This is a genomic window from Alcaligenes sp. GW821-FHT11D07 (genome assembly GCF_058808495.1).
The window spans coordinates 778,279-804,080 of sequence record NZ_JBXART010000001.1; the positions used below are offsets into that span (position 1 = coordinate 778,279).

The 25,802-nt window shown below is 55.6% G+C and carries 24 protein-coding genes; 17 read left to right on the top strand and 7 right to left on the bottom strand.

Annotation, left to right across the window (positions count from 1 at the left end; genetic code table 11):
• Nucleotides 1-6: 6 nt before the first annotated feature.
• Both AC1RSM_RS03540 and AC1RSM_RS03545 read right to left on the bottom strand, forming a co-directional pair.
• The gene (locus AC1RSM_RS03540) at nt 7-801 is read right to left on the bottom strand and encodes a crotonase/enoyl-CoA hydratase family protein (RefSeq protein ID WP_492929537.1); all 795 of its coding nucleotides are present in this window, start codon (nt 799-801) and stop codon (nt 7-9) included.
• A gap of 44 nt (nt 802-845) precedes the next feature.
• Nucleotides 846-2,453: a long-chain-fatty-acid--CoA ligase gene (locus AC1RSM_RS03545; RefSeq protein ID WP_492929539.1), complete on the bottom strand. Its 1,608-nt coding sequence runs from the start codon at nt 2,451-2,453 to the stop codon at nt 846-848.
• Nucleotides 2,454-2,567: 114 nt separating this feature from the next.
• On the opposite strand from AC1RSM_RS03545, the gene AC1RSM_RS03550 reads away from it, so the two are divergent.
• Nucleotides 2,568-3,620, top strand: a complete 1,053-nt coding sequence (locus AC1RSM_RS03550; protein WP_492929541.1) for a helix-turn-helix domain-containing protein — start codon at nt 2,568-2,570, stop codon at nt 3,618-3,620.
• Between the two features lie 18 nt (nt 3,621-3,638).
• Here AC1RSM_RS03550 and AC1RSM_RS03555 read toward each other — a convergent pair whose 3' ends face one another.
• The 4 genes from AC1RSM_RS03555 to AC1RSM_RS03570 all read right to left on the bottom strand — a co-directional run bounded on the left by AC1RSM_RS03555 (nt 3,639) and on the right by AC1RSM_RS03570 (nt 8,536).
• Nucleotides 3,639-4,538 carry a recombination-associated protein RdgC gene (locus AC1RSM_RS03555; protein WP_492929543.1) on the bottom strand — a complete coding sequence of 300 codons (900 nt, stop codon included), beginning with the start codon at nt 4,536-4,538 and terminating at the stop codon, nt 3,639-3,641.
• A gap of 157 nt (nt 4,539-4,695) precedes the next feature.
• Nucleotides 4,696-6,369 carry an MFS transporter gene (locus AC1RSM_RS03560; protein ID WP_492929545.1) on the bottom strand — a complete coding sequence of 558 codons (1,674 nt, stop codon included), beginning with the start codon at nt 6,367-6,369 and terminating at the stop codon, nt 4,696-4,698.
• Nucleotides 6,370-6,373: 4 nt separating this feature from the next.
• The gene (locus AC1RSM_RS03565) at nt 6,374-7,837 is read right to left on the bottom strand and encodes a sensor histidine kinase (RefSeq protein ID WP_492929547.1); all 1,464 of its coding nucleotides are present in this window, start codon (nt 7,835-7,837) and stop codon (nt 6,374-6,376) included.
• Between the two features lie 9 nt (nt 7,838-7,846).
• Entirely contained in the window at nt 7,847-8,536 is a 690-nt protein-coding gene (locus AC1RSM_RS03570) for a response regulator transcription factor (protein WP_003799515.1), read from the bottom strand.
• Nucleotides 8,537-8,742: 206 nt separating this feature from the next.
• Between AC1RSM_RS03570 and recA the strand changes: the two genes are divergently transcribed.
• Both recA and recX read left to right on the top strand, forming a co-directional pair.
• Nucleotides 8,743-9,825, top strand: coding sequence for a recombinase RecA (gene recA, locus AC1RSM_RS03575; protein WP_492929549.1), 1,083 nt, complete (start codon nt 8,743-8,745; stop codon nt 9,823-9,825).
• Nucleotides 9,826-9,965: 140 nt separating this feature from the next.
• The gene (gene recX / locus AC1RSM_RS03580) at nt 9,966-10,463 is read left to right on the top strand and encodes a recombination regulator RecX (RefSeq protein ID WP_492931441.1); all 498 of its coding nucleotides are present in this window, start codon (nt 9,966-9,968) and stop codon (nt 10,461-10,463) included.
• A gap of 11 nt (nt 10,464-10,474) precedes the next feature.
• Here the strand turns inward: recX and AC1RSM_RS03585 are convergent, their stop codons facing one another.
• The gene (locus AC1RSM_RS03585) at nt 10,475-11,395 is read right to left on the bottom strand and encodes a LysR family transcriptional regulator (RefSeq protein WP_492929551.1); all 921 of its coding nucleotides are present in this window, start codon (nt 11,393-11,395) and stop codon (nt 10,475-10,477) included.
• A 116-nt stretch (nt 11,396-11,511) separates the two neighbouring features.
• On the opposite strand from AC1RSM_RS03585, the gene metE reads away from it, so the two are divergent.
• From metE to AC1RSM_RS03655, 14 genes are all read left to right on the top strand, one after another.
• Nucleotides 11,512-13,806 (top strand): 5-methyltetrahydropteroyltriglutamate--homocysteine S-methyltransferase, encoded by a 2,295-nt coding sequence (metE, locus tag AC1RSM_RS03590; RefSeq protein WP_492929553.1) that lies wholly within the window; start codon nt 11,512-11,514, stop codon nt 13,804-13,806.
• Between the two features lie 272 nt (nt 13,807-14,078).
• Entirely contained in the window at nt 14,079-14,657 is a 579-nt protein-coding gene (locus AC1RSM_RS03595) for a DUF2889 domain-containing protein (protein WP_492929555.1), read from the top strand.
• Between the two features lie 85 nt (nt 14,658-14,742).
• The gene (gene sucC / locus AC1RSM_RS03600) at nt 14,743-15,903 is read left to right on the top strand and encodes an ADP-forming succinate--CoA ligase subunit beta (RefSeq protein WP_492929557.1); all 1,161 of its coding nucleotides are present in this window, start codon (nt 14,743-14,745) and stop codon (nt 15,901-15,903) included.
• A gap of 21 nt (nt 15,904-15,924) precedes the next feature.
• The gene (gene sucD / locus AC1RSM_RS03605; RefSeq protein WP_492929559.1) at nt 15,925-16,806 is read left to right on the top strand and encodes a succinate--CoA ligase subunit alpha; all 882 of its coding nucleotides are present in this window, start codon (nt 15,925-15,927) and stop codon (nt 16,804-16,806) included.
• 292 nt (nt 16,807-17,098) lie between these two features.
• Nucleotides 17,099-17,803, top strand: a complete 705-nt coding sequence (locus AC1RSM_RS03610) for a TerC family protein (RefSeq protein ID WP_492929560.1) — start codon at nt 17,099-17,101, stop codon at nt 17,801-17,803.
• A gap of 4 nt (nt 17,804-17,807) precedes the next feature.
• Nucleotides 17,808-17,933, top strand: a complete 126-nt coding sequence (locus AC1RSM_RS03615; protein ID WP_492929562.1) for a hypothetical protein — start codon at nt 17,808-17,810, stop codon at nt 17,931-17,933.
• Complete coding sequence (gene hemC, locus AC1RSM_RS03620; RefSeq protein ID WP_492929563.1) at nt 17,930-18,892, top strand: hydroxymethylbilane synthase; 963 nt, start codon at nt 17,930-17,932, stop codon at nt 18,890-18,892. Before AC1RSM_RS03615 ends, hemC begins: the two co-directional genes overlap by 4 nt.
• A gap of 6 nt (nt 18,893-18,898) precedes the next feature.
• Nucleotides 18,899-19,699, top strand: coding sequence for a uroporphyrinogen-III synthase (locus AC1RSM_RS03625; protein WP_492929565.1), 801 nt, complete (start codon nt 18,899-18,901; stop codon nt 19,697-19,699).
• Nucleotides 19,700-19,771: 72 nt separating this feature from the next.
• Entirely contained in the window at nt 19,772-21,082 is a 1,311-nt protein-coding gene (locus tag AC1RSM_RS03630; protein WP_492929566.1) for a uroporphyrinogen-III C-methyltransferase, read from the top strand.
• A gap of 3 nt (nt 21,083-21,085) precedes the next feature.
• On the top strand, nt 21,086-22,591 hold the full coding sequence (locus AC1RSM_RS03635) for a heme biosynthesis HemY N-terminal domain-containing protein (protein WP_492929567.1): 1,506 nt from the start codon (nt 21,086-21,088) through the stop codon (nt 22,589-22,591).
• Nucleotides 22,592-22,619: 28 nt separating this feature from the next.
• Nucleotides 22,620-23,156, top strand: coding sequence for an inorganic diphosphatase (ppa, locus tag AC1RSM_RS03640; RefSeq protein ID WP_492929568.1), 537 nt, complete (start codon nt 22,620-22,622; stop codon nt 23,154-23,156).
• Nucleotides 23,153-23,848: a fumarylacetoacetate hydrolase family protein gene (locus tag AC1RSM_RS03645; RefSeq protein WP_492929569.1), complete on the top strand. Its 696-nt coding sequence runs from the start codon at nt 23,153-23,155 to the stop codon at nt 23,846-23,848. The genes ppa and AC1RSM_RS03645 overlap by 4 nt, the downstream gene beginning before the upstream one ends.
• A gap of 371 nt (nt 23,849-24,219) precedes the next feature.
• Complete coding sequence (locus AC1RSM_RS03650) at nt 24,220-24,723, top strand: sigma-70 family RNA polymerase sigma factor (RefSeq protein WP_492929570.1); 504 nt, start codon at nt 24,220-24,222, stop codon at nt 24,721-24,723.
• Between the two features lie 81 nt (nt 24,724-24,804).
• Nucleotides 24,805-25,794 carry a FecR family protein gene (locus AC1RSM_RS03655; RefSeq protein ID WP_492929571.1) on the top strand — a complete coding sequence of 330 codons (990 nt, stop codon included), beginning with the start codon at nt 24,805-24,807 and terminating at the stop codon, nt 25,792-25,794.
• The last annotated feature ends 8 nt before the right edge of the window (nt 25,795-25,802 follow it).

The following is a 25,802-nucleotide window of genomic DNA, read 5'->3' on the forward strand; positions in this document are numbered from 1 at the left end:
CCAACACTATTTGGTCGGCTTTACTTTATGAGCTTTTTTATTAACAAACTCCCCCAGACGGTCCTGCACATCCCGCCCGGTTTGTACTACCGCTGCCATCAAGCCCTCGGCAAAGAGGCCATCGGTGGCAGACATGTCGGCAATGCGGCTGATCGAGCTGACGATGGCGTAGTTCGATAAGAGAGCATTGCCTGCAATGCGCTGGGCCAGTTCCAGGCTCAGCTCATAGGCTGTTTTCGGGTTGGCTTCGTTATTGCACACGTAGTGCGCCAGCCCCAGTCGTTCTCCCTCCACGGCATCGAGCACGCGGCCCGTCAGCATCAGTTCAATCATGCGGTTGGGGGAGATGATCTTGGCCGTGCGCACGGTTGCGCCACCGCCGGTGAAAATGCCGCGAGTGCCTTCAGGCAAGGCGAAAAAGGTGCTGCTGTCCGCAACGCGAATATGGGCGGCGCTGGCCAGTTCCAGGCCACCACCCACCACGGCACCTTGCAGGCAGGCGATGACAGGAATGCCGCCGTGTTCGATCTTGTCAAAGGCGCGGTGCCAGCTCTGGCAAACACGCAGGAAATCGACTGCGCCGCGTTCCTTGTCGTGGTGCTCTTTCAGGTCCAGGCCAGCGCAAAAGTGGTCGCCTTCTGCTTTCATCAGAATGACCCGGATGTGCTCGGGAATATTGGAGAAATACGCATCAATTTCGGCAATCGCGTCTTCATCCAGGGCGTTGCGCTTGTGCGCTTTGTTCAGCGTGACAATTCCGATGTTGTCCAGCTCGGTGGTGAGCAGGAAAGGGGCGGCCATAATAAACTCCTTGGGTAATGTTAAAGCGTGGGCACGTGGGCCAATTAGCGGGGATCTGTTTGATCCGCCAGCATTTTGCGTAGTGCCACTTTTTGGATCTTTCCAGTTGCTGTCATGGGCATCTGGTCAATAAAAATAACTTTGTCCGGGACGGACCAGCGGGTCACGCGGTCCTGATAGCGTTCCAGCATGTGCGCTTCATCCAGCTCGGCGCCTTCGCGGGCCACCACAAACAGCACGGGACGTTCACCCCATTTGTCGTCCGCCTGGGCGATGCAGGCGGCCATTTCGACTAAGGGTTCTTCCATCGCGATGTTTTCTATTTCGATGGAGGAAATCCATTCGCCGCCGGACTTGATCACGTCCTTGCTGCGGTCGGTAATGTAGACATAGCCGTCGGCGTCGATCGCGCCTACGTCACCCGTGCGAAACCAGCCGTCTTCACTGGCCAGATCGGGCTTGCCGTAATAGCGATCCAATATCCAGTTTCCCTGGATCAAAAGGTGGCCGCTGCTTTTGCCGTCGCGTGGCAAGGTGTCGCCGTGGTCATCCACGGTTTTCAGGCGGGCACCGAACAGGGCGCGGCCTTGCGAGGCCAGTACGTGCTGTTTTTGGGCTTCAGGCAAAGTCTGGTGCTTGGGCAGTAATTGGCAAACTGTGCCCAAAGGCGACGTTTCTGTCATGCCCCAGGCGTGACGCACGGTAATGCCGTAGGACGCCCAGGTGGCGATCATATTGGGCGGGCAGGCCGAGCCACCAATCAGAATGCGCTCCAGTGTGCTGAAAGCCTGGTTGTTAGCCTTGGCGTAATCCAGGACTGTTTTCCAGATGGTAGGCACGCCGGCCGATAAGGTGACACCCGCACGCTCACACAAGGAGTAAATGCGCTCTCCTTGCAGATTGGAGCCTGGCAGCACAATCTTGGCACCGGACATCAAACCCGAGTAAGGCAAGCCCCAGGCGTTGACGTGAAACATGGGCACCAAAGGCATGACAGCATCGGCGCTGGCAATGCACAGGGCATTGGGGTGGGCCGAGGCATAGGCATGCAAAAGCGTGGAGCGGTGCGTGTACAAGGCGCCTTTGGGCTCTCCGGTAGTGCCGGAGGTGTAGCACAAGCCACTGGCGGTATTTTCGTCAAAGACCGGCCATTCAAAGCCAGCCGTGTCATTGCCCAGCCAGCTTTCATATTGGTCGGCTAAGGGACCGTCGGTCTGGCTGCCCATGCGTACCCAGTGTTTTACCGTTGGGCATTGGGTTTGCAGATACATCACCAGTTCGTCGAAATGTTCGTCGTAGAACAGCGCCGTGTCTTGGGCATCATTGATGATGAATGCAATTTGCTCGCGCGTCAGACGTGGGTTGACGGTGTGGCAGACCAAACCGATGCCCGAGGTGGCGTAATAAATTTCAAGATGGCGGTAGGTGTTCCATGCCAAAGTCGCCACGCGCTCCCCGGTCTGCAGCTGACGTGCGCGCAGTCCTTGGGCCAGATCCTGAACGCGGTGGGCAAATTCAAGATAGGTGTAGCGATGAAGCTCGCCATTATCCAGTGCGGTGACTATTTCCTGCTCAGGGTTATTCTCTACGGCGTGGGTGAGAATCGAACTGATGAGCAAGGGCATTTGCATCATATTTCCAGTGCCTAACATGGTGATGTCTCCTTGTATTATGCTTGTCAGCATAGGATGGTTTAGAGCCTTACCCAATAGCCAATACTGACGCTGAATATGCAAAAAGTGACAATCTTTGAGAGGTCATAGGAAATGAATGCTCCACCCGGCGCGCTTCCCGTGCCTGTAGATGCTGCCCGTACCGCCACAGTGGCGTTGGATCTGGTGCAAGACTGGTTTCAAAGCCTGCGCACCAGTTATTCCGAAGAGGTACTGGACCACTGCTTGAAGCAGGCGGGAATTGTGAAGGGCTTTATTGATCGGCCTGGCGCCCGGCTGACACGGGACCAGTTAGTACGCCTCTATCAGGAAAGTGCCAAAAAAACGGGCGATGAAATGATGGGCTTTTGGACGCGGCCGGTACGCTCGGGGGCCTTGAAATACATTGTGCGCACCGTGCGGGACGCACCTTCCATCAATGTGGCCTTGTATCGCTTTACCCAGTTTTGGAATCTACTGCTGGATGATTTCAGTTTGAACCTGATTCGTACTGATAAAGAGCTGGGCATCGAATTGGTGCCGCGCTATTCCACTGCCTTTGTGCACCGCTTCGGCCATGCGCTCATGCTGAAATTCACGCACGGCATTGTGTCCTGGTTGATGGGGCGTGAAGTGCCTGTACAGCAGGTGGCTTTTGCGTTTCCCCGTCCTAGCTTTGCCTCGGATTATTCCGTGCTGTTTCCCGCCACCGTCAGTTTTGATGCGCCCTGTTCGCACATCTTGTTTGGCGTGGAGTTGGGGCAGGTGCGTCCGCAGCGCACGCAAGTAGAGGCGCGTGCCTTTCTGGAGCGGGCTCCGCGTGACTGGATTTTTACCTCTTATCACGAGCATGCCCTGCGCTTGAAAGTGCGTGAAATTCTGCACACGGATGTGGGCTATACCTTGCAGGACGTGTCGGGCAAATTGCACATGTCGCCGCGCACACTGATACGTAGGCTGCAGGAAGAGGGCCTGTCGTTTCAGGGAATCAAGGATGAGTTACGCCGGGACTTGGCGATTTTCAAGCTGCTGCGCAAAGATATGTCGCTGGCTGAAATTGCGTATGCACTCAAGTTCAGCTCGCCAGCGACCTTTCACCGGGCCTTCCGTCATTGGACAGGAATGACGCCCGGTGTGTACCGCGCCGCCCAGCAGGATCTGGCCTGAAGGGCGGCTGTATCGGCATCAGGACTTGCGTTCGCCGCCCAGGACTTCCACCAGATCGCTGATCATTTTGGCCAGCTCGGCGGTCATCAAGGTCATGTCGGCGTCAAAGATTTCATCGTCATTGACGGCAGTCACGTCCTGCTTTTCAGTCAGGATATCCAGCGGAGCGACACGTTTGATGTCCATGGCATCGGTCAACACAAAGCTGATGCGATCGGCCCAGGTCATTGCCAAACGGGTGCACTGCTTGCCGGCCTGAACGTGCTTGCGCACTTCGTCGATATCCGCGCTTTGCTTGACGTAGCGCACGGCGGCGCCGCTGTCGCCGGTGGAGCGCAGTTCGGTGTCCTGATCTATGGTGAAGTTGCTCAGTTCCTCTTGCTCTACCAGCCAGGAGGTCATGGCAGCACCGGGAGACTGTTCGGTGTATAGCGCAAGAACGGGGAAGGGCTCCACGCTCTTGGCCAGCAGGCCCAGAACTTCATCGCTCTTGGCGGTAGCAGCCGCGTCGATGGCCAGCCAGTGATTGCGAGTATCCAGCCAGACGCGGGTATCACGCGAAACGGCAAAGGCACGAGGCATCAAGTCAATAATGACTTGTTCCTTGATTTCCTTCATTTGCTTGCGGCCGGGTTTGTAGCCTTGCTGCTCTTCGATATCGCGGGCCTTTTCACGAGCGACCTGATTGATCACGGTGGTAGGCAGCAGTTTCTTTTCAGCACGTAAAGCGATCAGGTACTGGCCGTTGACTTCATGGACCAGAGCGCCGTTCTCGCGTGGGCTAACCCAACCCAGGCTTAAAGGGTCTTGGCTGGAGCCAGGAGTGAAGCTGTGTTTGGCCAGAGCTTCTTCCAGCTCATCGGCGGAACATACCCAGTCGGGGGAGAGACGATAGATGCGTAGATTCTTAAACCACATGGATACGAAGATAAAAAAAACGGAGTAATGGAGCGGGCAAAAAGCCCGAGGCAATGTTCGATTGTACGCGCAGATCTTCTCGTGTCGCCCGCCGATTTACCGACCCTTGCATTTGCGCGGCAGTGCTAGGTTTGCGTGTGTCCGGCAGCTTTTAGCACTAGCGATTGATGTCGTTATGGCGCGTTTCACGCACGAAAGGAGCACCAATGGCGACGGTCAACAGACAGATCAGGATGGGATACCACAAGCCATCGTAAATATTTCCGGTGACAGCAATCATGGCAAAGGACAGCGTGGGCAAAAAGCCCCCGAACCAGCCATTGCCAATGTGATAGGGCAAGCTCATGGAGGTGTAGCGGATGCGGATGGGGAACATTTCCACCAGCATGGCCGCGATGGGGCCATACACGGCTGTAACCAGCCCGACCAGATAGGTCAGCAGGACAACCAGCATGACTTTATTGATCCGTTCGGGGTCTGCGCCGTCCGGATAGCCGTACTGGCGCATGGTTTCCTTCAGTTCATTTTTCAGCTCTTGCGAATGCAGGGCGAAGTCGGCGCGGCTTAAATGAGTACCCTCGAACGCGTCAATGATGTGATCGCCAATGCGCACTTGGGCGACTTGGCCTGGTGAACCCTTCACGTTGTTGTAGCTGACCGCGTGGCTGGCCATAAAGGACTTCACAATATCGCAGGAGCTGGTGAAGGTATGGGTGCCTACGGGATTGAACTGGAAGGAGCAACTGGCCGGATCAGTAATAACGGTGACGGGCGCCTGTTTCTGGGCTTGCACCAGAGCAGGGTTGGCGAAATAAGCCAGACCTTGAAAAGCGGGGTAGTAGGTCAGGGCGGCCAGTAAACAGCCCGTCAGAATAATTGGCTTGCGGCCAATTTGGTCGGACAGCCAGCCAAAGAAGATAAATAAAGGCGTAGCCAGCAGCAGGGAAATCACCATCAGGGTCTGGGCTAGATTGGCCTGTAAACCCAGCATTTGGGTGATGAAAAATAAAGCGTAGAACTGACCCGTGTACCAGACCACGCCTTGTCCGGCGGTCAAGCCGAACAGGGCCAGCAAGGCGATGCGCAGATTCGCCCAGCGACCGAAAGATTCCGTAATGGGCGAGCTGGAGAGCGTGCCTTCTTCTTTAATGTGCTGGAAGGCCGGGGACTCTTTCAAGTTCATCCGTATCCAGACCGAAATTGCCAAGAGCAGCACGGAAATCAGAAAAGGAATGCGCCAGCCCCAGACGACGAAGGCTTCTTCACCCACGGCGCTGCGTATGCCCATGATGACAAGCAAAGACAGAAGCAGTCCCACGGAGGCCGTGGTTTGAATCCAGCTGGTGTAAAAACCGCGTCTATGCTGTGGCGCGTATTCCGCAACGTAGGTAGCGGCGCCACCATATTCCCCACCCATGGCCAGGCCTTGCAGCAGGCGCAGCACAATCAGCATGATGGGGGCGGCCATGCCGATGGCCTCGTAGCTGGGCAGAACACCGACCAGAAAGGTGGACAGGCCCATCAACAAAATGGTGATTAAAAAAGTGTATTTGCGCCCAACCCGGTCCCCGATGCGGCCAAAAATCAGCGCTCCGAAAGGGCGTACCGCAAAGCCGGCGGCAAAGGCCAGCAAGGCGAAGATAAAGCCTGCAGTCGGATTGACGGCGGAGAAGAAATGCTGGGCCAAAATGGCGGCCATGGAGCCGTAAAGATAAAAGTCATACCACTCGAACATGGTGCCCAGCGCCGAGGCAAAAATGACCTTTCGGCCTTGGGCATCAAGCTTTCCTTTGGGCTTGGGAATGGCTGCACTGGTGATTGTCTGGGGCATCTGCTCAAGCTCTCCAAGGCAAAGACAGTGGGAAAGTGACTCGCAAGCGCAGGCCGCTGTCCTGGCCCGCGCTTAGCGGCATGAAATCAATGGAGGCACCGTGGATGTCGGCAATCTCGCGCACAATCGCCAGCCCCAGGCCGCTACCGTCTGCCTGATTACCCATAATGCGATAGAAGCGGTCAAAGATTCGATTCTGATGCTCGGGCGGAATGCCCGGCCCGTTGTCTTCAATTTCCAGCCATGCCTTGTCTTGGAATTGACCTGTACGCATGGTGATCCAGCCGCCAGCCGGGGTGTAGATCAGGGCATTGTCCAGCAGGTTGTTAATCAGCTCATCCAGCAGCACCGGGTCCGCCTGCAAGAGGATAGCGGTGGCGTGGTTTTCAAGCCCTAAGTCCAGCCCCAGTTTCAAGGCATCAGGAACGCGTTGGGTCACATAAAGCTCGGTCAGCGTATTCAGGTCCAGCGTCTGTTTGGTGGGGGCGTACAGGGCATCGCTGCTTTCAGCACGTGCCAGCGCCAGCATCTGGGTCACTAAACGCGTAGCGCGATCTGTGCCGCGCACCAGTTGTTGCAGGCTGGCTTCGGTTTGCTTGGGGTCGCGTTCACGCAGCGCCAATTCAGCTTGGGTGCGTATGCCAGCCAGCGGTGTTTTTAATTGATGGGCTGCATTGGCCACAAATTGCCGCTGTGTGGCAGAGAACTGGGCCTGCTGGGCCAGTAGTCCATTCATGGCATCGATCAGGGGGACGATCTCAGCCGGGGCCTGTGCTTGATCGACGGGAGACAGGTCTCCGGCGGCACGAGCACGCAAACGCGCCTGCAGCAGATTCAGGGGCTCCAGGCCGTGCGTCAGGCCCAGCCCTGCCAGCATAGCCGCCAGCGGCACAAGAATGAATTGAGGGGTCAGCATCCCGATCAGAATTTCTCTGTGTAGAACGGCCCTATGTTCATTGGTTTCAGCCGCGACCGCCAGAAAAGGCGTGTTGTTTTTGTCCCTTCCTCCCCAGACGTAGGCCAGGCGCAGGCTCTGCTCATCCAGAACCACGTCCCTGTAGCGCAGCAAGTCGGTGTCGTAACTCCAGCTGTCTGGTACGGGAAGATTGGCATTGCCGGCCAAAGGTTCACCATTGGCATCGCGGATCTGCCACAGCGTGGGAGTGGGGCTGTCCTGCCGCAAAATAGTCTGGGCGCCATGGGACAGATGAATGGGCTGATTCAGATCCTGTTGGCTGATTTCCACCCTGAGCAAATCCAGATGATCACGCAAGGTGCGGTCATAGGGTGAATTGGCAATGTGCTGAGCAATGAAGTAAGTGATGACAATGCCGATTGTCCACAGCAAGAACAAGGGCCCGAAAATCCAGATCATGATCTTGTGGATGAGCGGGCGCGGGGTGACGCGCTTGCGGCTGGCAGGCTTTGCGGGGCGAGGAGGATCGGACGGGGGTGACGCGTGCTGCATGACGATCCCTTAGGCTGGAGCGTCTTCTCGCAGTTTCTCGGGTTCCAGGCAATATCCCAAGCCGCGTACGGTCAGAATGCGAACTCCGCTGGGCTCCAGTTTTTTGCGTAGGCGGTGAATGTAGACTTCGATAGCGTTAGGGGTGACTTCCTCACCCCACTCACAGAGCAGGTCCACAAACTGATTTTTGCTGATCATGCGGCCGCTGCGGGACAGAAAGATTTCCAGCAGGCTGGTTTCACGGGCCGACAACTCAAGAGGTTGGTTGTCGATGTACGCCATGCGGCCTTTCAGATCGAAGCTGAGCCGTTTGTGATGCAGCAGGGCGCTGCTGGTGCCGGTGCTGCGGCGCGTCAGGGCACGTACGCGTGCTTCCAGCTCGGTCAGTGCAAAAGGCTTGGACATATAGTCGTCCGCGCCTAAATCCAGGCCGCGCACGCGCTGCTCCACCGTGTCGCTGGCGGTCAAAATCAAGACAGGCAGGGTATCCTGGCGTTGGCGTATGGATTGCAACACCGATAAGCCGGGTTTTTTGGGCAGATCCAGGTCCAGGATCAGAAGATCGAAGCTTTGCAGTTGCAGGGCCGAGTCGGCGCTATCGCCGTCGTGCACCACATCGACCGCATAGCCTTCGTAGCGTAAGGAGCGAGAAAGTCCATCCGCGAGAATACTGTCGTCTTCGGCTATGAGTATGCGCATGACCCTACACAAACAAATGATTTAACGGCTGTCCGGCATTGTTGCACAAGGCCGGGAGGCGGGTCAGTAGGGGATAACGATGGCGCCTAGTTAATTTATTTGGATATCTGTGTATATATACAGTATAATTTGATGCAATAATTAGGTTTGGTTTTTAATTGCCGTGCCCGTCCGTTGGGGCGCCATTCCACAGTCAAGGATTTTTCATGGACGATAAAAATAGCAAAGCAGTGGCCTCGGAACGTTCCAAAGCGCTGGCCGCCGCTCTGACGCAAATCGAAAAGCAGTTTGGTAAAGGTTCGATCATGCGTTATGGCGACGACACCGTCGAGCATGACATCCAGGTTGTTTCTACGGGCTCTCTGGGTCTGGATATCGCCCTGGGCGTCGGTGGCTTGCCTCGTGGCCGCGTTATCGAAATTTACGGTCCGGAATCGTCGGGTAAAACCACCTTGACGCTGCAAGTCATTGCCGAGATGCAAAAGCTCAAAGGCACATGTGCCTTTATCGATGCGGAGCACGCTCTGGATGTGCAGTACGCGCAAAAGCTGGGCGTCAATCTGGCCGATTTGCTGATCTCTCAGCCCGATACCGGCGAACAAGCGCTGGAAATTACAGAAGCTCTGGTGCGTTCCGGTTCGGTAGACCTGATTGTTATTGACTCGGTAGCCGCCCTGACCCCCAAGGCTGAAATCGAAGGCGATATGGGCGACTCTCTGCCCGGCTTGCAAGCTCGTTTGATGAGCCAGGCCCTGCGCAAGCTGACCGCCACTATCAAACGCGCCAATTGCATGGTGATCTTCATTAACCAGATCCGTATGAAGATTGGTGTCATGTTTGGCAACCCCGAAACCACCACAGGCGGTAATGCCCTGAAGTTTTACTCTTCCGTGCGTTTGGATATTCGTCGTATCGGCTCCATCAAGCGTGGTGACGAGATGGTGGGTAACGAGACACGCGTCAAAGTGGTCAAGAACAAGGTTGCGCCGCCGTTCAAGCAAACCGAATTCGACATCATGTACGGCAGCGGTATTTCACGCGAAGGCGAGATTATCGATCTGGGCGTGCAGGCTGGTGTGGTGGACAAGGCCGGTGCCTGGTACAGCTACGATGGCAATCGTATCGGTCAGGGTAAAGACAATGTTCGTGAATACCTGAAAGAGCGTCCCGAGATGGCACGTGAAATCGAAAACAAGGTGCGTGAAAAACTGGGTGTCGCTTTGATGAGTGCCACCGTTAACCGTAATGAAAGCGCCCCTGTTGTTGCCACACCTGAGGGAGGCGTCTGATTTTCCCCCCAGAGTTCGATGATGAACCCTTTGAGACCGACCCGGAGGAAATCCGGGAACGGAAGCAAGCTCAAAGGGAGCGTATAGCTGCTTTGTCTGCCCAGCCTAATCAGGCGGGCAGCAGGGCAGTAGCGGGTGACTTGGGCGAATCCACTGCTCAAGCCTCAGAAAAAAAGCCCGCTTCACGACGCCCAGGGCTGTCGTTGAAAGCCCGGGCTTTGAATTTCTTGTCCCGACGCGAGTATTCCCGGATGGAATTAGGGCGGCGCCTGGCCGCTCATGCTGAAAGTGCGGAAGAAGTTGAGGCCTTGCTGGACGCCTTGGTCGAGCAAAAATGGCTCTCTAACGAGCGCTTTGCTCATAGCGTGGTTAATCGTCGGGCCTCACGCGTAGGAACTCGAGTCATCTTGCAAGAGCTGCGTCAGCATGGCGTGGATGTGCACCAGACAGAAATCATCAAAGAAGAATTGATGGCAACGGAGTTGGAGCGGGCCAAGCAAGTGTGGGGCAAAAAGTTCAGCGCTCCGCCAGAAGATGCGCGCAGCTATGCCAAACAATATCGGTTCATGGCCAGCCGTGGTTTTTCCGGCCGCATTCTGCAGCAAATATTAGGCGATTGGGAAGAAGATCCCGCCTAAACCGCCGGCTTTTAAGGCTGTACCGCCACAATTCCTTGCAAACTCTTGAAGCAGGTTTCTCGTGCTTGGGCCAGAAAGGCTTGTACGTAGTCTGCTTGCAAATCCTCACTGCGTACCGTCGCATAAAGTGTGCGCCAGATACCTTGTTCTCCCAGTCGGCACGTTCGGATGGAGCCCGGATGGATAAATTCCGTCAAAGCCCAGTTCGGCAAGGCTGCCACGCCGCGTTGACTGGCAACCAATTGCACAATCATGGGTGTCAACTCTGCTTGGCGAAGGCTGGCTGGTTCAATATCGGCGGGCGTCAAAAACTGCGTGAATATATCCAGGCGATTACGTTCCACCGGATAGGTAATCATCACTTGATCCGCCAACTGGAACGGCTCCACATAACGGTATTGCGCTAAAGGGTGTTGGCTGGCTACGGCCAGCACCAGCTCGTAGCGAAATAGCGGCTCGTAGTGTACGGCCGGATTGTCCTGCGGGTCGGAGGTGATCACCACATCTAGATCACCCCGCAGCAGGGCGGGCAAGGGTGCAAAGGAAAAAGCGGCGCTTAAATCCAGTGTGACATCCGGCCACTGTTGCCGGAACGCGTCCAGTGCGGGCATCAGCCATTGAAAACAAGAGTGGCAATCAATCGCGACATGTAAACGACCAGTGCGGCCCGCAGCTAGACGCTGCAAGTCGCGCTCGGTGGCGCGCACGCGCGGCAAGATATCGTCGGCCAACATCAAAATGCGCAAAGCGGCAGTGGTCAGACGGGCAGGGCGAGTGCGGCGGTTCAGCAATTGAACTTGCAGGCGCACTTCCAGATCTCGCAACTGGTGCGATAAGGCGGATTGGGTCACATGCAAGCGCTCAGCAGCCTCTTGCAAGCTCCCGCTGTCGCGAATGGCGCTCAGGGTTTCTAAATGTCGGATTTCAAGCATGTTGAGGAAAATTCATAATTAGCATGGTGTATTTGATTTTTTTTCAAGGAATTATACAGGCACAATAAGTTTCATGTACCTGATGGGGTGCTCCGATTTCTAATTTTGGATTTAATATGACTATTATTCATAATCTGGGTTTCCCCCGCATGGGTGCACAACGCGAATTGAAGCGTTCCTTGGAGGCTTATTGGGCTGGCAAGGCCAGTCAAGAGGATTTGTTGACGACGGGCAAAGCCTTGCGCGCTCAGCACTGGGAGCGGCAAGGTAAGGCAGGTCTGGACACCGTTCCTGTGGGTGACTTTGCCTGGTACGACCAGATTTTGGAGTGGAGCACGCTATTAGGTGCTGTTCCTGCTCGTTTTGGTCAGGCCGACAACGCTCCGGTTTCTCTGGATACCTTGTTTCGCATGGCTCGTGGACGTGCTCCTAGCGGCACTCCGGCAGCAGCGTGTGAGATGACTAAATGGTTCGATACTAACTATCACTACATCGTTCCTGAGCTGGTTCCCGGCCAAACCTTCCGCATCGCCCGTGATTCTCTGTTTGAGCAGATCGCAGAGGCGCAAGCCTTGGGCTATAAAGCCAAACCGGTAATTCCGGGGCCCTTGACTTGGCTGTGGCTGGGTAAGGGCGATGCCTTTGAGGGTTTGGCGGATGTGGGCAAGCTGGCTTTACTGGATGCGTTGCTGCCCGTTTACGAAGAGGTTTTGGCACGCTTCAAGGGGCAGGGCGTAGAGTGGGTGCAGATTGACGAACCTATTCTGGTGTTGGACTTGCCACAAGAATGGCGAGACGCTTTTCGCCGTGTCTACCAGAATCTGGACCAGGCTGGACTTAAGGTTTTACTGGCGACCTACTTTGATGATCTTCATGAAAATCTGGCAGTGCTGAAAGATCTGCCTGTGGCGGGCGTTCATATTGATGCTATCCGTGCACCTGCCGCGTTGCAGGCAGTACAGGCGGTCCTGGCTCCGGCCCAAGTCTTGTCCGCAGGTGTGATTTGTGGTCGAAATGTCTGGCGTACCGATTTGGAGCATGCTGCTGACATTCTTCGTCCTTTAAAGGCTGCTTTGGGTGAGCGCCTGTGGATAGCGCCTTCTTGCTCGCTCCTGCACGTCCCGGTGGACCTGCAGGGTGAGACAGGTTTGGATGCGACGCTAAAAAGTTGGCTGTCTTTCGCTGTGCAAAAACTGGACGAATTGAAGTTGTTGCAAGGCTTGGTCGATGGTTCTTTGGATGAGGCCGGACGGCAAGCGGTCCAGGCGCAAAGTGCCGCCTTGAAAGCCCGTCGGGAGTCGACTCGCACGCATAATGCCTCTGTTCGGGCTCAGATGGCCAAGATTGATCAGGTCAAACGGCAGCGAGCCCCTTTTGCTCAGCGAGTCCAGGCGCAGCGCGATAAATTGAAGCTGCCCGCTTATCCCACGACTACTATTGGTTCCTTTCCCCAAACGAACGAAATCCGCACAGCCCGTCGTGACTGGCGCGATGGCTCTTTGACTGACTCGGCCTACGAGAAAGCCATGCAGGCTGAAATCGAGCAGGTCATACGCTTTCAGGAACGGATCGGGCTGGATGTGCTGGTGCACGGTGAAGCCGAGCGTAACGATATGGTTGAATACTTTGGTGAACTGCTGGGTGGGTTTGCCTTTACGCAAAATGGCTGGGTGCAAAGCTACGGTTCGCGTTGCGTGAAACCTCCCATTATTTTTGGTGACGTGGTTCGTCCCGCCCCTATGAGTGTGGGCTGGTCCTCCTATGCCCAATCTTTGACCGAGCGGCCTGTCAAAGGCATGTTGACCGGGCCGGTCACCATGCTGCAGTGGTCTTTTGTCCGTGACGATCAGCCGCGTGCGGATACCTGCCGTCAACTGGCTTTGGCCTTGCGTGACGAAGTCTGCGATCTGGAGCAGGCCGGTATCCATGTCATCCAGATTGATGAACCCGCCTTCCGTGAAGGCCTGCCGCTACGTAGGGGAGATTGGCAAGCCTACCTGGGTTGGGCGGTGGATTGCTTTCGCTTGTCCACCAGTGCAGTGAACGATGCCACGCAGATCCACACCCATATGTGTTACTCCGAGTTCAATGACATCATGCAGTCGATTGCCGACATGGATGCGGACGTGATCACCATTGAGACCTCCCGTTCCAATATGTTGTTGCTGGAAGCCTTCGAGGACTTTGAGTATCCCAATGATATTGGCCCGGGCGTGTATGACATTCACTCGCCGAACGTGCCGGACAAGGATTGGATGGTGCGTCTGATGGGAGAGGCGGCCAAGCGTTTGCCAGCGGACCGTTTGTGGGTTAATCCAGACTGTGGTCTGAAGACGCGGGGTTGGACGGAAACCGAGGCCTCTTTGCTCGCAATGGTGGATGCTGCCAAGGCCTTGCGTGCTGCTGCCTGAAAAAGATCAAGCTTGAAATAAGCCGTCCCTTCTAGGTGGCTGGAGGAGGCTTTGCCAGCCCGCTTGTCGGATTTCCTGCTCAAGATCAAAACGACCGCCCATCAGACGGTCGTTTTTTTCATCTTAATTTGGTATACCGTAGGGTCGGCACCGCGTAAATCCAGTGTTTGGCTGGCTTTTTGAGCGCTTACGGATTATGTAAGTGGCTGATACGGAACATACGAGGTGCGTTATACTTGATCGGTTTCAACCTTGCCGCCTCGTTCATATCAATGCCTTTGCCTCCACCGTCCGTTGCCCGTGAACCACTGCACACTCGTACCATCACGGTACAGTCGTTTGCACGTGAAGATGGCCTCTGGGACTTGGAAGCTTCGCTGCTGGATGTGAAGTCCTACGACTTTCCCATACGTAACGGCCAGACCCATAAGGCCGGTGATCCTGTCCACCTGATGCATCTGCGTGTGACCATCGATAGCAGCTTTGCCATTGTGGATGCCGTGGCGGTCTATGACGCAGCTCCGTACCAGGAGAACTGTTCGTCCATCTCGGATGCCTACCAAAAGCTGGTGGGCCTGAACCTGCTCAAGCAGTTTCGCCAAGGTGTCAAAGAACGCTTTGGGCGCTCGGCTGGCTGTACGCACATGAGCGAGCTGGCACAAGTGTTGCCGACGGCCGCTGTGCAAACGATGGCGGGCCGGCGACGCAGCAGCGGCGAATCGGAAATTTATCGCACCGACAAGCAGCCATTCCATCTGGATGGTTGCCATGCCTTGCGTTTGAGCGGTCCTGTGGTTGAGGAATTTTATCCAGTCTGGTATCGGCCCACGGTATCGGACCGGGTGGATTAGTTTTTTGTTTTAGTCAGGTCTGGGGCTTAGGCCTTGGGTTCCTGCCTTCTTTTTTTTATTGTGTTTTTAGACTGACAGGTATCACATGAAAATTCACGAATATCAGGGCAAGGCACTGCTTAAGCAGTTTGGCGTTGCCGTGCCACGCGGAATTCCTGCCTTCTCCGTCGATGAAGCTGTTGCAGCTGCACAAGAGCTGGGTGGCTCTGTGTGGGTTGTTAAAGCTCAGATTCACGCCGGTGGCCGTGGTAAGGGCGGTGGCGTCAAGCTGGCTCGCTCGATCGACGAAGTGCGTCAACTGGCCTCGGAAATCCTGGGCATGCAGCTGATCACTCACCAAACTGGTCCTGAAGGCCAGAAAGTGGGTCGTTTGCTGGTTGAGGAAGGCGCTGACATCCAGAAAGAATACTACGTCGGTATCGTTACCGACCGTGCCACCCAGCGCGTTGCCGTGATGGCATCCCGCGAAGGCGGTATGGAAATTGAAGAAGTGGCCGAGCGCAATCCTGACGCCATTTTGAAAGAATTCGTGGACCCAGCCACCGGCCTGACCAACGAGCAGGCAACTGCCTTGGCGCGTGGTATCGGCGTACCTGACGCTTCGATCGAAAAAGCGGTTGCTGAATTCCAGAAGCTGTATAAGTGCTACACCGAAACCGACGCTGAACTGGCCGAGATCAACCCGCTGATCCTGACCGGCTCGGGCGACATCATCGCTCTGGACGCCAAGTTCAACTTCGATAGCAACGCCTTGTTCCGTCACCCCGATATCGTGGCTTTCCGTGACTTGGCTGAAGAAGATCCTGCTGAAGTTGAAGCCAGCAAATACGATCTGGCCTACATCCAGCTCGATGGCAACATCGGTTGCCTGGTGAACGGTGCCGGTCTGGCCATGGCTACCATGGACACCATCAAGTTGTTTGGCGGTGAGCCAGCCAACTTCCTGGACGTGGGCGGTGGCGCTACGGCCGAGAAAGTGACTGAAGCCTTCAAGATCATGCTGGCCAACAAGGGCGTTAAAGCCATTCTGGTCAACATCTTCGGTGGCATCATGCGCTGCGACGTGATCGCTGAAGGCGTGATTGCTGCATGCAAGGCCGTCAACCTGAACGTGCCTCTGGTGGTGCGCATGAAGGGTACCAACGAAGAGCTGGGCAAGAAAATGCTGGCCGATTCCGGTCTGCCCATCATCAGTGCTGACACGATGGCCGAAGCGGCGACTGCTGTTGTCGCTGCCGCCAAGTAAGAAAAGGTTGAGGATTAGCAAATGTCGATTCTGATCAATAAAGACACTAAAGTCATCACGCAAGGGATTACCGGCAAGACCGGCCAATTCCACACCCGCATGTGCCGTGAATACGGTAACGGCATGGAAGCCTTTGTGGCTGGCGTGAACCCCAAGCGTGCTGGTGAAGACTTCGAAGGCATCCCAATTTTTGCCTCCGTGTCCGATGCCAAAGCTGAAACTGGCGCGACTGTGTCGGTTATTTATGTTCCACCCGCAGGCGCTGCTGCTGCAATCTGGGAAGCCGTTGAAGCTGACCTGGATCTGGTAATTTGCATTACCGAAGGCATCCCTGTGCGTGACATGCTGGAAGTGCGCAACCGCATGCGTGCTGAAAACCGCAAAACCTTGCTGTTGGGCCCGAACTGCCCCGGTCTGATTACTCCTGACGAGTTGAAGATCGGTATCATGCCTGGCCACATTCACCGCAAGGGCCGCATTGGTGTGGTCAGCCGCTCCGGCACGCTGACTTACGAAGCGGTTGCTCAAGTAACCGAACTGGGCCTGGGTCAATCCTCGGCTGTGGGTATCGGTGGCGACCCAATCAACGGCTTGAAGCACATCGACGTGCTCAAGATGTTCAACGACGATCCTGATACCGATGCCGTTATCATGATTGGCGAGATCGGCGGTCCAGACGAAGTCAACGCGGCTTTGTGGGCTAAAGACAATATGACCAAGCCTGTTGTTGGCTTTATCGCTGGTGTGACAGCGCCTCCCGGAAAACGCATGGGCCACGCTGGTGCCCTGATCTCCGGTGGTGCCGACACGGCCGACGCCAAACTGGAAGTCATGGAAGCTTGCGGTATTCGTACCACTCGCAACCCATCCGAAATGGGCAAATTGCTCAAGTCGGTGCTGTAAAAAAGTAGTGCGGGCCCGCTTTGGCGGGCTCTTTGTCTGGCTGCTCACGCAGCCAGACAAGATTGGCCAGCCGGTTTCGTAGAAAAATCACCACATCCCGGCGTATTCCTTCCCGAATCTGGCCAGCCTGATAATGCTGAAACAATTTACGCAAGAAAAAAAAGGTCCCACGCAGCACTCACTGTCTACGGTTTGCTATCCTCCAAAAAGATCTTGGATCAGGATGGCCCGGCGATGACAAGGTGTCTGTCCTGAATGGGAAATAGCTAAGGTTTAGCAAAACGGGAACACGATGATTGAATTCCTCCAGACCCTGCATTGGGGTTCACTGTTTCAAATTGTACTGATTGATATTTTGCTGGGCGGCGATAACGCTGTCGTCATTGCGCTTGCCTGTCGCAATCTGCCCAAGCAACAACGCATGCAAGGTATTTTGTGGGGCACTGTTGGCGCGATCATTTTGCGCGTCGTGCTGATTTTCTTTGCACTGACCTTGCTGGATCTGCCGTTCCTGAAAATCGTCGGCGGTTTGCTGCTGCTGTGGATTGGCGTCAAGCTCTTGATGCCTGACGATGACGCACACGGCAATATCAAAGGCAGCGGCACGATCCTGGCTGCCGTCAAAACCATCATCATCGCCGACTTTGTCATGAGTCTGGACAATGTGATTGCCATCGCAGGTGCGGCGCAAAATGCCCATCTGGATCATCAATTGGGTTACGTGATCTTTGGTTTATTGCTAAGTGTCCCCATTATTGTCTGGGGCAGTACCCTGGTTCTGAAGTTGATTGACCGCTTCCCGGTGGTGGTGACCTTAGGGGGTGCCTTGCTGGGTTGGATTGCAGGTGGCATGCTTGTGACCGACGGGATTGTGGAAAATCAATTCGGTGTCCAGCCCCAGCCTGTTAAACTCGGGATCGAGATTGTTTGTGCCTTATTAGTGGTGGCGCTGGGCAAATGGCTGGCGCACCGTAAAGGTTCTACCAAGGAAGCATAGTTCTATGGCAATTTTTAAATCCTCCGACGCCAAAGGCCAGGAAAGCGGTATGTCCCTGCTGCAAGGCTTAGGGATTCTGGCCCTTATCGGTATTGTTGCAGCAGCCATCGTGCGCTATTTTGCTGCATGACCGCTGTGGCTTCTACCCCTCAGGAATTGGTGATTGCCACTCGTGCCAGTCAACTGGCCTTGTGGCAAGCCAAGCATGTTCGCGACCGTTTGCAGCAGTTGTACCCGCAGTGCCGTGTGTCTTTGCTGGAAATGACTACGCGTGGTGACCAGATTTTGGACCGTACCTTGTCCAAAGTGGGTGGCAAAGGCTTGTTCGTCAAAGAGCTTGAAACCGCCTTGCTGGATGGGCGTGCTCATCTGGCCGTGCACTCCTTGAAAGATGTGCCAGTGGTGTTGCCCGAGTCCTTTGATCTGCCCGTTATCATGGAACGGGATGATCCTCGCGATGCCTTTGTGTCCAACACCTATGCCAATCTGTCGGCTTTGCCTGCGGGTGCCATTGTCGGTACCTCCAGCTTGCGACGTGAGTCCCAGATCCGCGAGCGCTATCCGCATCTGGATATCCGTCCGCTGCGTGGCAATGTACAAACCCGTCTGTCCAAGCTGGATCGCGGTGATTACGATGCCATTATTCTGGCCTCGGCAGGTTTGCGCCGCCTGGAATTGGCCGAGCGCATCCGCGATTACATCTCGGTAGACGACAGTCTGCCAGCAGCCGGGCAGGGTGCTTTAGGTATTGAAATCCTGAAAACCCGGGACGATGTGGCTCAGTGGCTGGCGCCCTTGACCGATGCCCCCAGCCGCGTTTGCGCCTTGGCTGAACGCGCTGTATCGCGCGCTTTGGGTGGTTCCTGTCAGGTTCCCCTGGCAGCCTACGCCACTTTGCAAGGCGAGCAGCTCAGTTTGAGCGGCTTGGTTGCTGAACCCGATGGTTCTACTGTGTACCGTGCCCAGATCAGTGGCCCGGCACAAGAGGCAGAGGCCTTGGGCCTTTCTTTGGCTGAAGACCTCAAGCAGCAGGGCGCGCAAGCTATTTTGGACCGCTTGCTCACGGAACAGCCACAAGAAGGTCATTAATACGGCATGAAACTGCCTCAAGTATTGTTGACCCGCCCTGCGGGGCGGAACGAAACCCTGTCGGCCTCCTTGGCCGAGCAGGGTTTTTCTTCATTGATCCTGCCAGCCTTAGCGCTGGAACCTCAGCCTCTTTCCGAGGGAGAGTGGCAAGACCCAGCCAGTTTCGACCTGCTCATGTTTGTCAGCAGCAGTGCCGTCAATTTTTACTTTGACGCCTTGCGGGAACGAGGATTGAACTGGCCCAGTGGAGTGTTGTTCGCAGCGGTAGGTCTGGCAACAGCGGCCTGTTTGCGCGCCCAGCCCGGTGTCGCTCCTGAAAATGTGCTGTGCCCGGATAGCCCGGACTCTTTGCAGGATTCAGAAGCGCTTTGGGCTGAGCTGGAACCTCGGCTGGGACGTATTGGCCGTGTTCTGATTGTGCGCGGTCACAGTGGCCGCGAATGGTTAGGCCAGCGTTTGGAAAGTCGGGGCGTGCAGGTGCACAGGCTGGCTATCTATCAGCGTAATGGCGCCATGTGGACTCCCGAGCAGGGCAATCAATTGCAGGAAAGTTTGCAAGCGGGCCCCTTGGCAGTACTGCTGAGCAGTTCTCAAAGCGCCGATGCCGTGTTTGCCAATGTGCTCAGACTGGGTTTGCGGGATGCCTGGGCTCAGTGTGCGTATGTGGTCATTCACCCGCGTATTGAAGAACATTTACAGTCCTTATTGTCCCAAGCTGGAATACCAGCGCCACCAATGGTAAAAAGGTGTACGCCAGACGATGACGATATTGTCGCTGCCTTGATGGCGGTGCTCTCGCGCGATTAGCCTCACACGGATTACAATCTTGCCATGAACGATAAAACAGATAACGCATCCGCAAGCGAATCGGAGACTTCCATGCCCAGCACAGCCAACACCAGTGCTGCTGCTGCTTACTCCGAACCTAAAGACAGCCCCAAGCCGCGCGAAACACGCAAAAGCGGTGCGGGTCCGGCTTATGCACTGACGGCGCTGGTTGTAGTTCTGGCGGGTGCCGGTCTGTGGTACCAGAATTCGATTCTGGAAAAACATAAAGCCGAGCTTCAAGCCCAGTTGGCCACAAATGTCAGCACGACAGAGCAAGCACGCCAGACGGCGCAGCAAGCCTTGGCGCTGGCACAGCGTCAGTCTGACAAGCTGGCCCAGCTGGAAAAATCCTTTAACGATTCCACCGAGCAGTTTCATGATCTGAGCCAGGCTTTCCAGACCATGACAGACAGCGGCTCGGAATTGGTCTTGCTGAACGATATTGATCATCTGGCCACCATTGCTCAACAGCAATTGATGTTGGGCGGCAATGTGGCCAATGCCATCGTTTCTTTGGAAGCGGCTCAGGCACAGTTGGCTCGTGCCAATCGTGTTGGCCTGGCTTCCTTGCAACAAACCTTGAATGGTGATCTGGAACGTCTGCGTGCCGCCTCTACGGTGGATGTGGCGTCGTTGTCGCGTCAACTGGATACCCTGTCGCGCTACGTCTCTGAAGCTCCTTTATTGGTGCCCGACGATGTAGCCGGCGGCGCCAATACCGAAGCTTTGGACTTGCAGTCCGGCGAGGTAGTGCCTGCTGCAGAGTTGCCCGCTGATGCGGCTTGGTGGGAGCGTGGCTGGAATACGGTGGAGCAGTGGAGCAGCTCGGCTTGGCGCTCGGTCAGTCATGACCTGGGTCAGTTCGTCTCGATTCGTCGTGTAGACGATGCCGCCGCCTTGCTGATGTCGCCTGATCAGGCTGCTCGTCTGCGCGAGAACCTGCGCCTGCGCATCATGGCTGCCCAATTGGCCATGATGATGAATCAGTCCGCTGTTTGGCAGACCGAACTCAATGCGGTCGCAACCGCGTTGGAAAAACGCTTTGACACCCAGTCCGGACAGGTGCAACAAGCCTTGCGCCTGACTCGTCAATTGCAAGACACTCGTATTGGGGCACGTTTGCCCACCGTCAATAACACGCTGGCAGCCATCGAGAGCTTGCGTCAGGCGCAAGCTGGACGCAATCAGGATAACGCGGATGATGCGGTTGACGAGCAAGGCGATACGGACCACATTCTGTCTGACCCTCCTCAGTCGGCCGAGCCAGCCAGCCCCGAGTCCGAGGCTCCTGCTGCTGAGCAGCCTGAGTCTGGCAATGCGGCCCAATCAGAGACGGATCAGCCCGCTCAGGCACAGGGGTAAGGTATGCGTACTTGGTTCTGGACCCTCATCTTATTCATCGCAGCCGTCGCTTTGGCGCTGGTCTTGCGTGAACACGCCGGTAATGTTTATTTAGTCACGCCACATTATCTTGCCCGTGCATCGTTGACCTATGTGGTCTTGTGTACGCTGGGTATCTTCATTGTGCTGTATGTGCTGCTGCGCTTGCTGGCCTGGTTTGGCGATGGCCCCGAGCGTTTCCGCTTGTGGCGTGGTCGTCGCGCTCAACGACGCGATCAGGCCTTATTGGAAACAGGCTGGATCAGCATTCTGGAAGGGCGTTACGAGCAAGCTGAAAAAGACTTGATGAAGCTGATGAGCAAAACGCGTTCGCAGTCCAGCAAGGTAGTAGCTGGTCTGGCCGCTGCGCGAGCCGCTCATTATCAAGGTCAGATTACTCAACGGGACGAAGCCTTGGCGGCAGCCCGTGCGGCTGCGGGCGATGATGTACGTTTGAAAGAAGCCAGTGCTGTTGCCTCTGCTGAGCTGTATCTGGACCAAAACCGGACTGAAGAAGCCATTGAGCTTTTGCAAGGTTTGCAAGATGCCAGCTCCCGCCATTTGCATGCCACCCGTTTGCTGCTGCGTGCTTACCGGCAGCAAGGCAATGCCGAGCGTGTATACGAACTGACTCGCTTGCTGACGCGACGAAGCGGTATCGATCGCCAAGAGGCGTTGGGCCACATTGAATTTGCGGGCGCGGCTCGTTTGCGCGCGGGCGGTAGTGAACAGTTCAAAGCTCTGTGGTCGGATCTGAAGTCTGAAGAAAAACTGCTGCCGGGCGTGGCCTTGGAAGCTGCTCTGATTCAAGAGCAAGAAGGCAATTACGAAGAAGCTGGCCGTATTTTGGAACCGGCTATCGCCGCCAGCTTTAACGGCCGTTTGTTGGAAGCTTATGCGCAATGCCCGCCTGAGTTCGTGGGCCGCCGTTTGGCTAAAGCCGAGGAATGGTTGCGTAGCCAGCCCAACAATCCAGTCTTGCTGTCCACCCTGGGGCATTTGTGCCTGACCAGTCAGTTGTGGGGGCAGGGCGAACATTACTTGCTGCGCAGCTTGAAGATTCAGGGCGATCTGCGCAACCACGCTTTGCTGGGCAATCTGTACGACAGCTTAGGCCGCCACGAAGAAGCCGTGTCCTACTGGCGTAAAGCTGCCTCTATGGCGGGCACCTTGCCTATTCTGGCCATTAGCCGCGCCTTGCCGGCGGCGGATACGCGCCATGATCCTAGCCACACGGATGCGGACAGTCTGCCATCGCAGGACGATCATGATTTGCCGCATTACACGTATGCACCTAGCGCAGTCGCCGAGGACTTGCCCGATCATGGCCGTCCTTTGCCTGTCGTGGCCGAACCTGTCCCGCCAGCGAATGCACCTGGCCAAGATACTCTCAGCTCCTCGTCGGATCTGGATGATTATTTCGATACGGCTCCCATTCCTGGGGTCGATCTTTCACAAACTTCGGATCGTCCTCGACGCTCCAACGATTAATTTTTTTTATTTTTAAAGGTTTGCACGAATGAGCCTCGCCCAAGTACCTGCTGGCAAGAAACTGCCCGACGAGATCAATGTCGTTATTGAAATCCCAATGAACTCGGATCCCGTCAAGTACGAAGTTGACGAAACCGGCGTGGTTTTTGTGGATCGCTTCATGTTGACTGCGATGCACTACCCCTGCAACTACGGCTACGTTCCTCAAACCATCTCCGATGACGGCGACCCGGTTGACGTTCTGGTGATTGCTCCTTTCCCAATCCAGATTGGTGCTGTTATTCCTTGCCGTCCTATCGGCGTGCTGCACATGGACGACGAAGCCGGCGGCGATGCCAAATTGCTGGCTGTGCCTACCGACAAGCTGTACCCCTTGTACCGTCATATTCAGTCGCCTGATGATCTGCAGCCTGAAGAGCTGGAGCGCATTAAGCACTTTTTCGAGCACTACAAAGACATCGAAAAAGGCAAATGGGTCAAGGTTAAAGGTTGGGACGGTATCGAAGCCGCCAAGAAAGAACTGGTTGACGGTGCCAAGCGCTTCGTGGACAGCCAAGCAAAATGAGCACCGTTATCCCTGCACCAGCAATTGCGGCATTGAACGTACAGGACAGTGAACAGGTTTTTCCTGTGCGCCGAATTTATTGCGTCGGCCGCAATTACGTTGAGCATGCCCAGGAAATGGGTTTCACCGGTCGCGAAGATCCTTTCTTCTTTTGCAAACCGGCAGATTCCATTTTGAATGTGCTGCCCGGCCAAGTCTGCGACATGCCTTATCCCCCCCGCACCCAGGATCTGCATCACGAGATCGAACTCGTCGTGGCTTTATCCAAAGGCGGGCGTGATCTGTCGGTGGAGCAGGCTGCTGAGTGTGTGTGGGGCTACGCGGTGGGTCTGGATATGACCCGTCGGGATCTGCAGACCCAGGCTAAAAAAGCCGGTCGTCCCTGGGAAGTGGGCAAAGCTTTTGACCACTCCGCACCGACCGGTGCTTTGGTGCCACGCAGCCGTATTGGCGATCTGGCCCAAGGTGCCATCACCTTGGACGTCAACGGCGAGCGCCGTCAGACGGGTGATTTGAATCAGCTGATTTGGAATGTGGCTGAATCCATTGCCTACCTGTCCGGCCTGTTCGAGCTGCACCCTGGCGACATCATCTTTACGGGTACACCAGCCGGTGTTGGCGCGGTAGAACGTGGTGATGTAATGCACGGTGCGATCGACGGATTGGGCAGCATAGACGTACGCTTGGTCTGATCCTGATTTGCTTGAAGAAAAACCCGCCTGACGGCGGGTTTTTTTATGGCTGCTGCATGCGGCGAAATAGCGTGTAGAGACAGGATTCTTGTCTAGGCTGAGTGAGGTCGGGAAGAAGACGAAGAGCAGGAAGGCGAAGGAGAAGGAGAAGGAGAAGGAGAAGGAGAAGGATCAATCTTGCGGACTTCCTTCGGAAAATATTGATCTCGATGCGATTTAGGCGGGACAGACGTTGGAGAACATCGAGCCTATCCACGTCACTATCCATAGTCTTGAGGAGTTTTACTTAGTAAAAATCAAAATCCAGGAATAATAATGAGAATCGTTGTTATTATTATGCCTTTCCAAACTTACTCTCCTAGTGCTGGTCTATGTCGCGTTTTTCGTCTTCGCGTAAAAGCTGGCTCGTGAATTATCACGAGCTGGTCAAGACGTGGACGCGACGTGCATCATCCCGCTTTGATGGGGAGGATGCAGCACACGATGCGATTGCAGGTATTCTCGAGCAAGATGGAAGCCGAATCGCTAATCCACGCGCTTATCTGCACCGTAGCGCCGCCAATAGCTTGATTCAGCGGCATAAGCGCGACCAGCAGCACCTGACTTCACCTTTGCATGACTTAGCCGAACAAGACCACCCGGCAGTGGGCGGAGCGGAGGAGGCGGCTCGTTGCGGCCAGTTATCGGATGCTTTATTGGCTGCTTTAGATGAGCTGCCGCCCGTCTGTCAGCAGGTGTTTTCCTGGCATCGCTTGGAGGGGTGGACAGTACCGGAGATTGCCGCTCACATGGGCTTGTCCGTCAGTTCTGTGGAAAAATATCTGACTCGCAGCATGCGCCATCTGCAATGTAAACTGCGGCAGTTTTCTTCTTAATATATCGATGCACGCCGTGTTCACTATTCTCACTTCATCCGCTTTGGCACAGGGATCAACTGGCGAGCTATCGTAGCGACTATGAGCGTATCCCCTTCACTTTCCATCCCTGACGATCCTCACGATGCTGCCGCGTTCTGGTTTACGCGCGTGCAGGGCGGGCTGATGCAGGAAGGTGACCAGGAACGGCTGCAGCAGTGGTGTCAGCATGACACACGCCATGCGCAGGCCTATCAGGATATGGAAGCGATGTGGTCGATCGCCCAGGCAACACCGGATGAGGCTTTTAAAGCGCGTTTAGTGGCCAGAACGGGCTCTCCTGCACCTACATGGGGCAGAAGGGCGTTCATTGCCGGTTTAGGCTCGGCCTGTGCCGCTGCCGCGGGGATCGCTGTCCTGGGGCCACAGCGGTGGCTGGAAAGCGAACAGCATGCTCAGCGCTACATTAGCCATAAAGGCGAGCGCCAGGAACACCGCTTGCCCGATGGATCACAAATTAGCCTGAATACCGATAGCGCTGTGTATGTGTCTTTCTACAAGTCCGAGCGGCGTGTGGTGCTGGAAAAAGGCGAGGCGTTTTTTCAGGTTCAGTCCGAGGCGGATCGGCCTTTCAATGTGGATGCAGGCCAGGCTTTAATCAAGGTGACTGGCACCCGTTTTAATGTGCGGCGCGATGCTGACATTGTTGATGTGGCGGTGGAGTCCGGCTCAGTGCGAGTCGAGAGTGGGCCTTGGTGGAACAGTGCTCATTACGACTTGGTGGGCAAGCAGGGTTTGCGTCTGGGAAGCGCGCAACTGACCTCCGTACAGTCACGCAATATGGTCCAGGCCTTGGCCTGGCGTCAGGGTAAAGCTATTTTTGATGCGGAACCGCTGGAGCACATTGTGGCTGAGCTCAATCGTTATAACGAGCCAGCCATTGTGTTGCACAGCCCTTCATTGCGTGGCCTGCGTGTGACGGGTGTATTCAATGTGCATGATCCTCAAAGCTTTTTAGAGGTTTTGCCGTCTTTGGCGCCGGTGCTGATTGTTCAAGGACCAGATGGCCAATGGGGTATTGCGGCTCCTTGAACCGACCT

Bases quoted from the DNA above. Each gene is read 5' to 3' on its own strand.
- AC1RSM_RS03540 (WP_492929537.1), bottom strand. From the start codon at position 801: ATGGCCGCCCCTTTCCTGCTCACCACCGAGCTGGACAACATCGGAATT.
- AC1RSM_RS03545 (WP_492929539.1), bottom strand. From the start codon at position 2,453: ATGTTAGGCACTGGAAATATGATGCAAATGCCCTTGCTCATCAGTTCG.
- AC1RSM_RS03550 (WP_492929541.1), top strand. From the start codon at position 2,568: ATGAATGCTCCACCCGGCGCGCTTCCCGTGCCTGTAGATGCTGCCCGT.
- AC1RSM_RS03555 (WP_492929543.1), bottom strand. From the start codon at position 4,538: ATGTGGTTTAAGAATCTACGCATCTATCGTCTCTCCCCCGACTGGGTA.
- AC1RSM_RS03560 (WP_492929545.1), bottom strand. From the start codon at position 6,369: ATGCCCCAGACAATCACCAGTGCAGCCATTCCCAAGCCCAAAGGAAAG.
- AC1RSM_RS03565 (WP_492929547.1), bottom strand. From the start codon at position 7,837: ATGCAGCACGCGTCACCCCCGTCCGATCCTCCTCGCCCCGCAAAGCCT.
- AC1RSM_RS03570 (WP_003799515.1), bottom strand. From the start codon at position 8,536: ATGCGCATACTCATAGCCGAAGACGACAGTATTCTCGCGGATGGACTT.
- recA (WP_492929549.1), top strand. From the start codon at position 8,743: ATGGACGATAAAAATAGCAAAGCAGTGGCCTCGGAACGTTCCAAAGCG.
- AC1RSM_RS03585 (WP_492929551.1), bottom strand. From the start codon at position 11,395: ATGCTTGAAATCCGACATTTAGAAACCCTGAGCGCCATTCGCGACAGC.
- metE (WP_492929553.1), top strand. From the start codon at position 11,512: ATGACTATTATTCATAATCTGGGTTTCCCCCGCATGGGTGCACAACGC.
- AC1RSM_RS03595 (WP_492929555.1), top strand. From the start codon at position 14,079: ATGCCTTTGCCTCCACCGTCCGTTGCCCGTGAACCACTGCACACTCGT.
- sucC (WP_492929557.1), top strand. From the start codon at position 14,743: ATGAAAATTCACGAATATCAGGGCAAGGCACTGCTTAAGCAGTTTGGC.
- sucD (WP_492929559.1), top strand. From the start codon at position 15,925: ATGTCGATTCTGATCAATAAAGACACTAAAGTCATCACGCAAGGGATT.
- AC1RSM_RS03610 (WP_492929560.1), top strand. From the start codon at position 17,099: ATGATTGAATTCCTCCAGACCCTGCATTGGGGTTCACTGTTTCAAATT.
- AC1RSM_RS03615 (WP_492929562.1), top strand. From the start codon at position 17,808: ATGGCAATTTTTAAATCCTCCGACGCCAAAGGCCAGGAAAGCGGTATG.
- hemC (WP_492929563.1), top strand. From the start codon at position 17,930: ATGACCGCTGTGGCTTCTACCCCTCAGGAATTGGTGATTGCCACTCGT.
- AC1RSM_RS03625 (WP_492929565.1), top strand. From the start codon at position 18,899: ATGAAACTGCCTCAAGTATTGTTGACCCGCCCTGCGGGGCGGAACGAA.
- AC1RSM_RS03630 (WP_492929566.1), top strand. From the start codon at position 19,772: ATGCCCAGCACAGCCAACACCAGTGCTGCTGCTGCTTACTCCGAACCT.
- AC1RSM_RS03635 (WP_492929567.1), top strand. From the start codon at position 21,086: ATGCGTACTTGGTTCTGGACCCTCATCTTATTCATCGCAGCCGTCGCT.
- ppa (WP_492929568.1), top strand. From the start codon at position 22,620: ATGAGCCTCGCCCAAGTACCTGCTGGCAAGAAACTGCCCGACGAGATC.
- AC1RSM_RS03645 (WP_492929569.1), top strand. From the start codon at position 23,153: ATGAGCACCGTTATCCCTGCACCAGCAATTGCGGCATTGAACGTACAG.
- AC1RSM_RS03650 (WP_492929570.1), top strand. From the start codon at position 24,220: ATGTCGCGTTTTTCGTCTTCGCGTAAAAGCTGGCTCGTGAATTATCAC.
- AC1RSM_RS03655 (WP_492929571.1), top strand. From the start codon at position 24,805: ATGAGCGTATCCCCTTCACTTTCCATCCCTGACGATCCTCACGATGCT.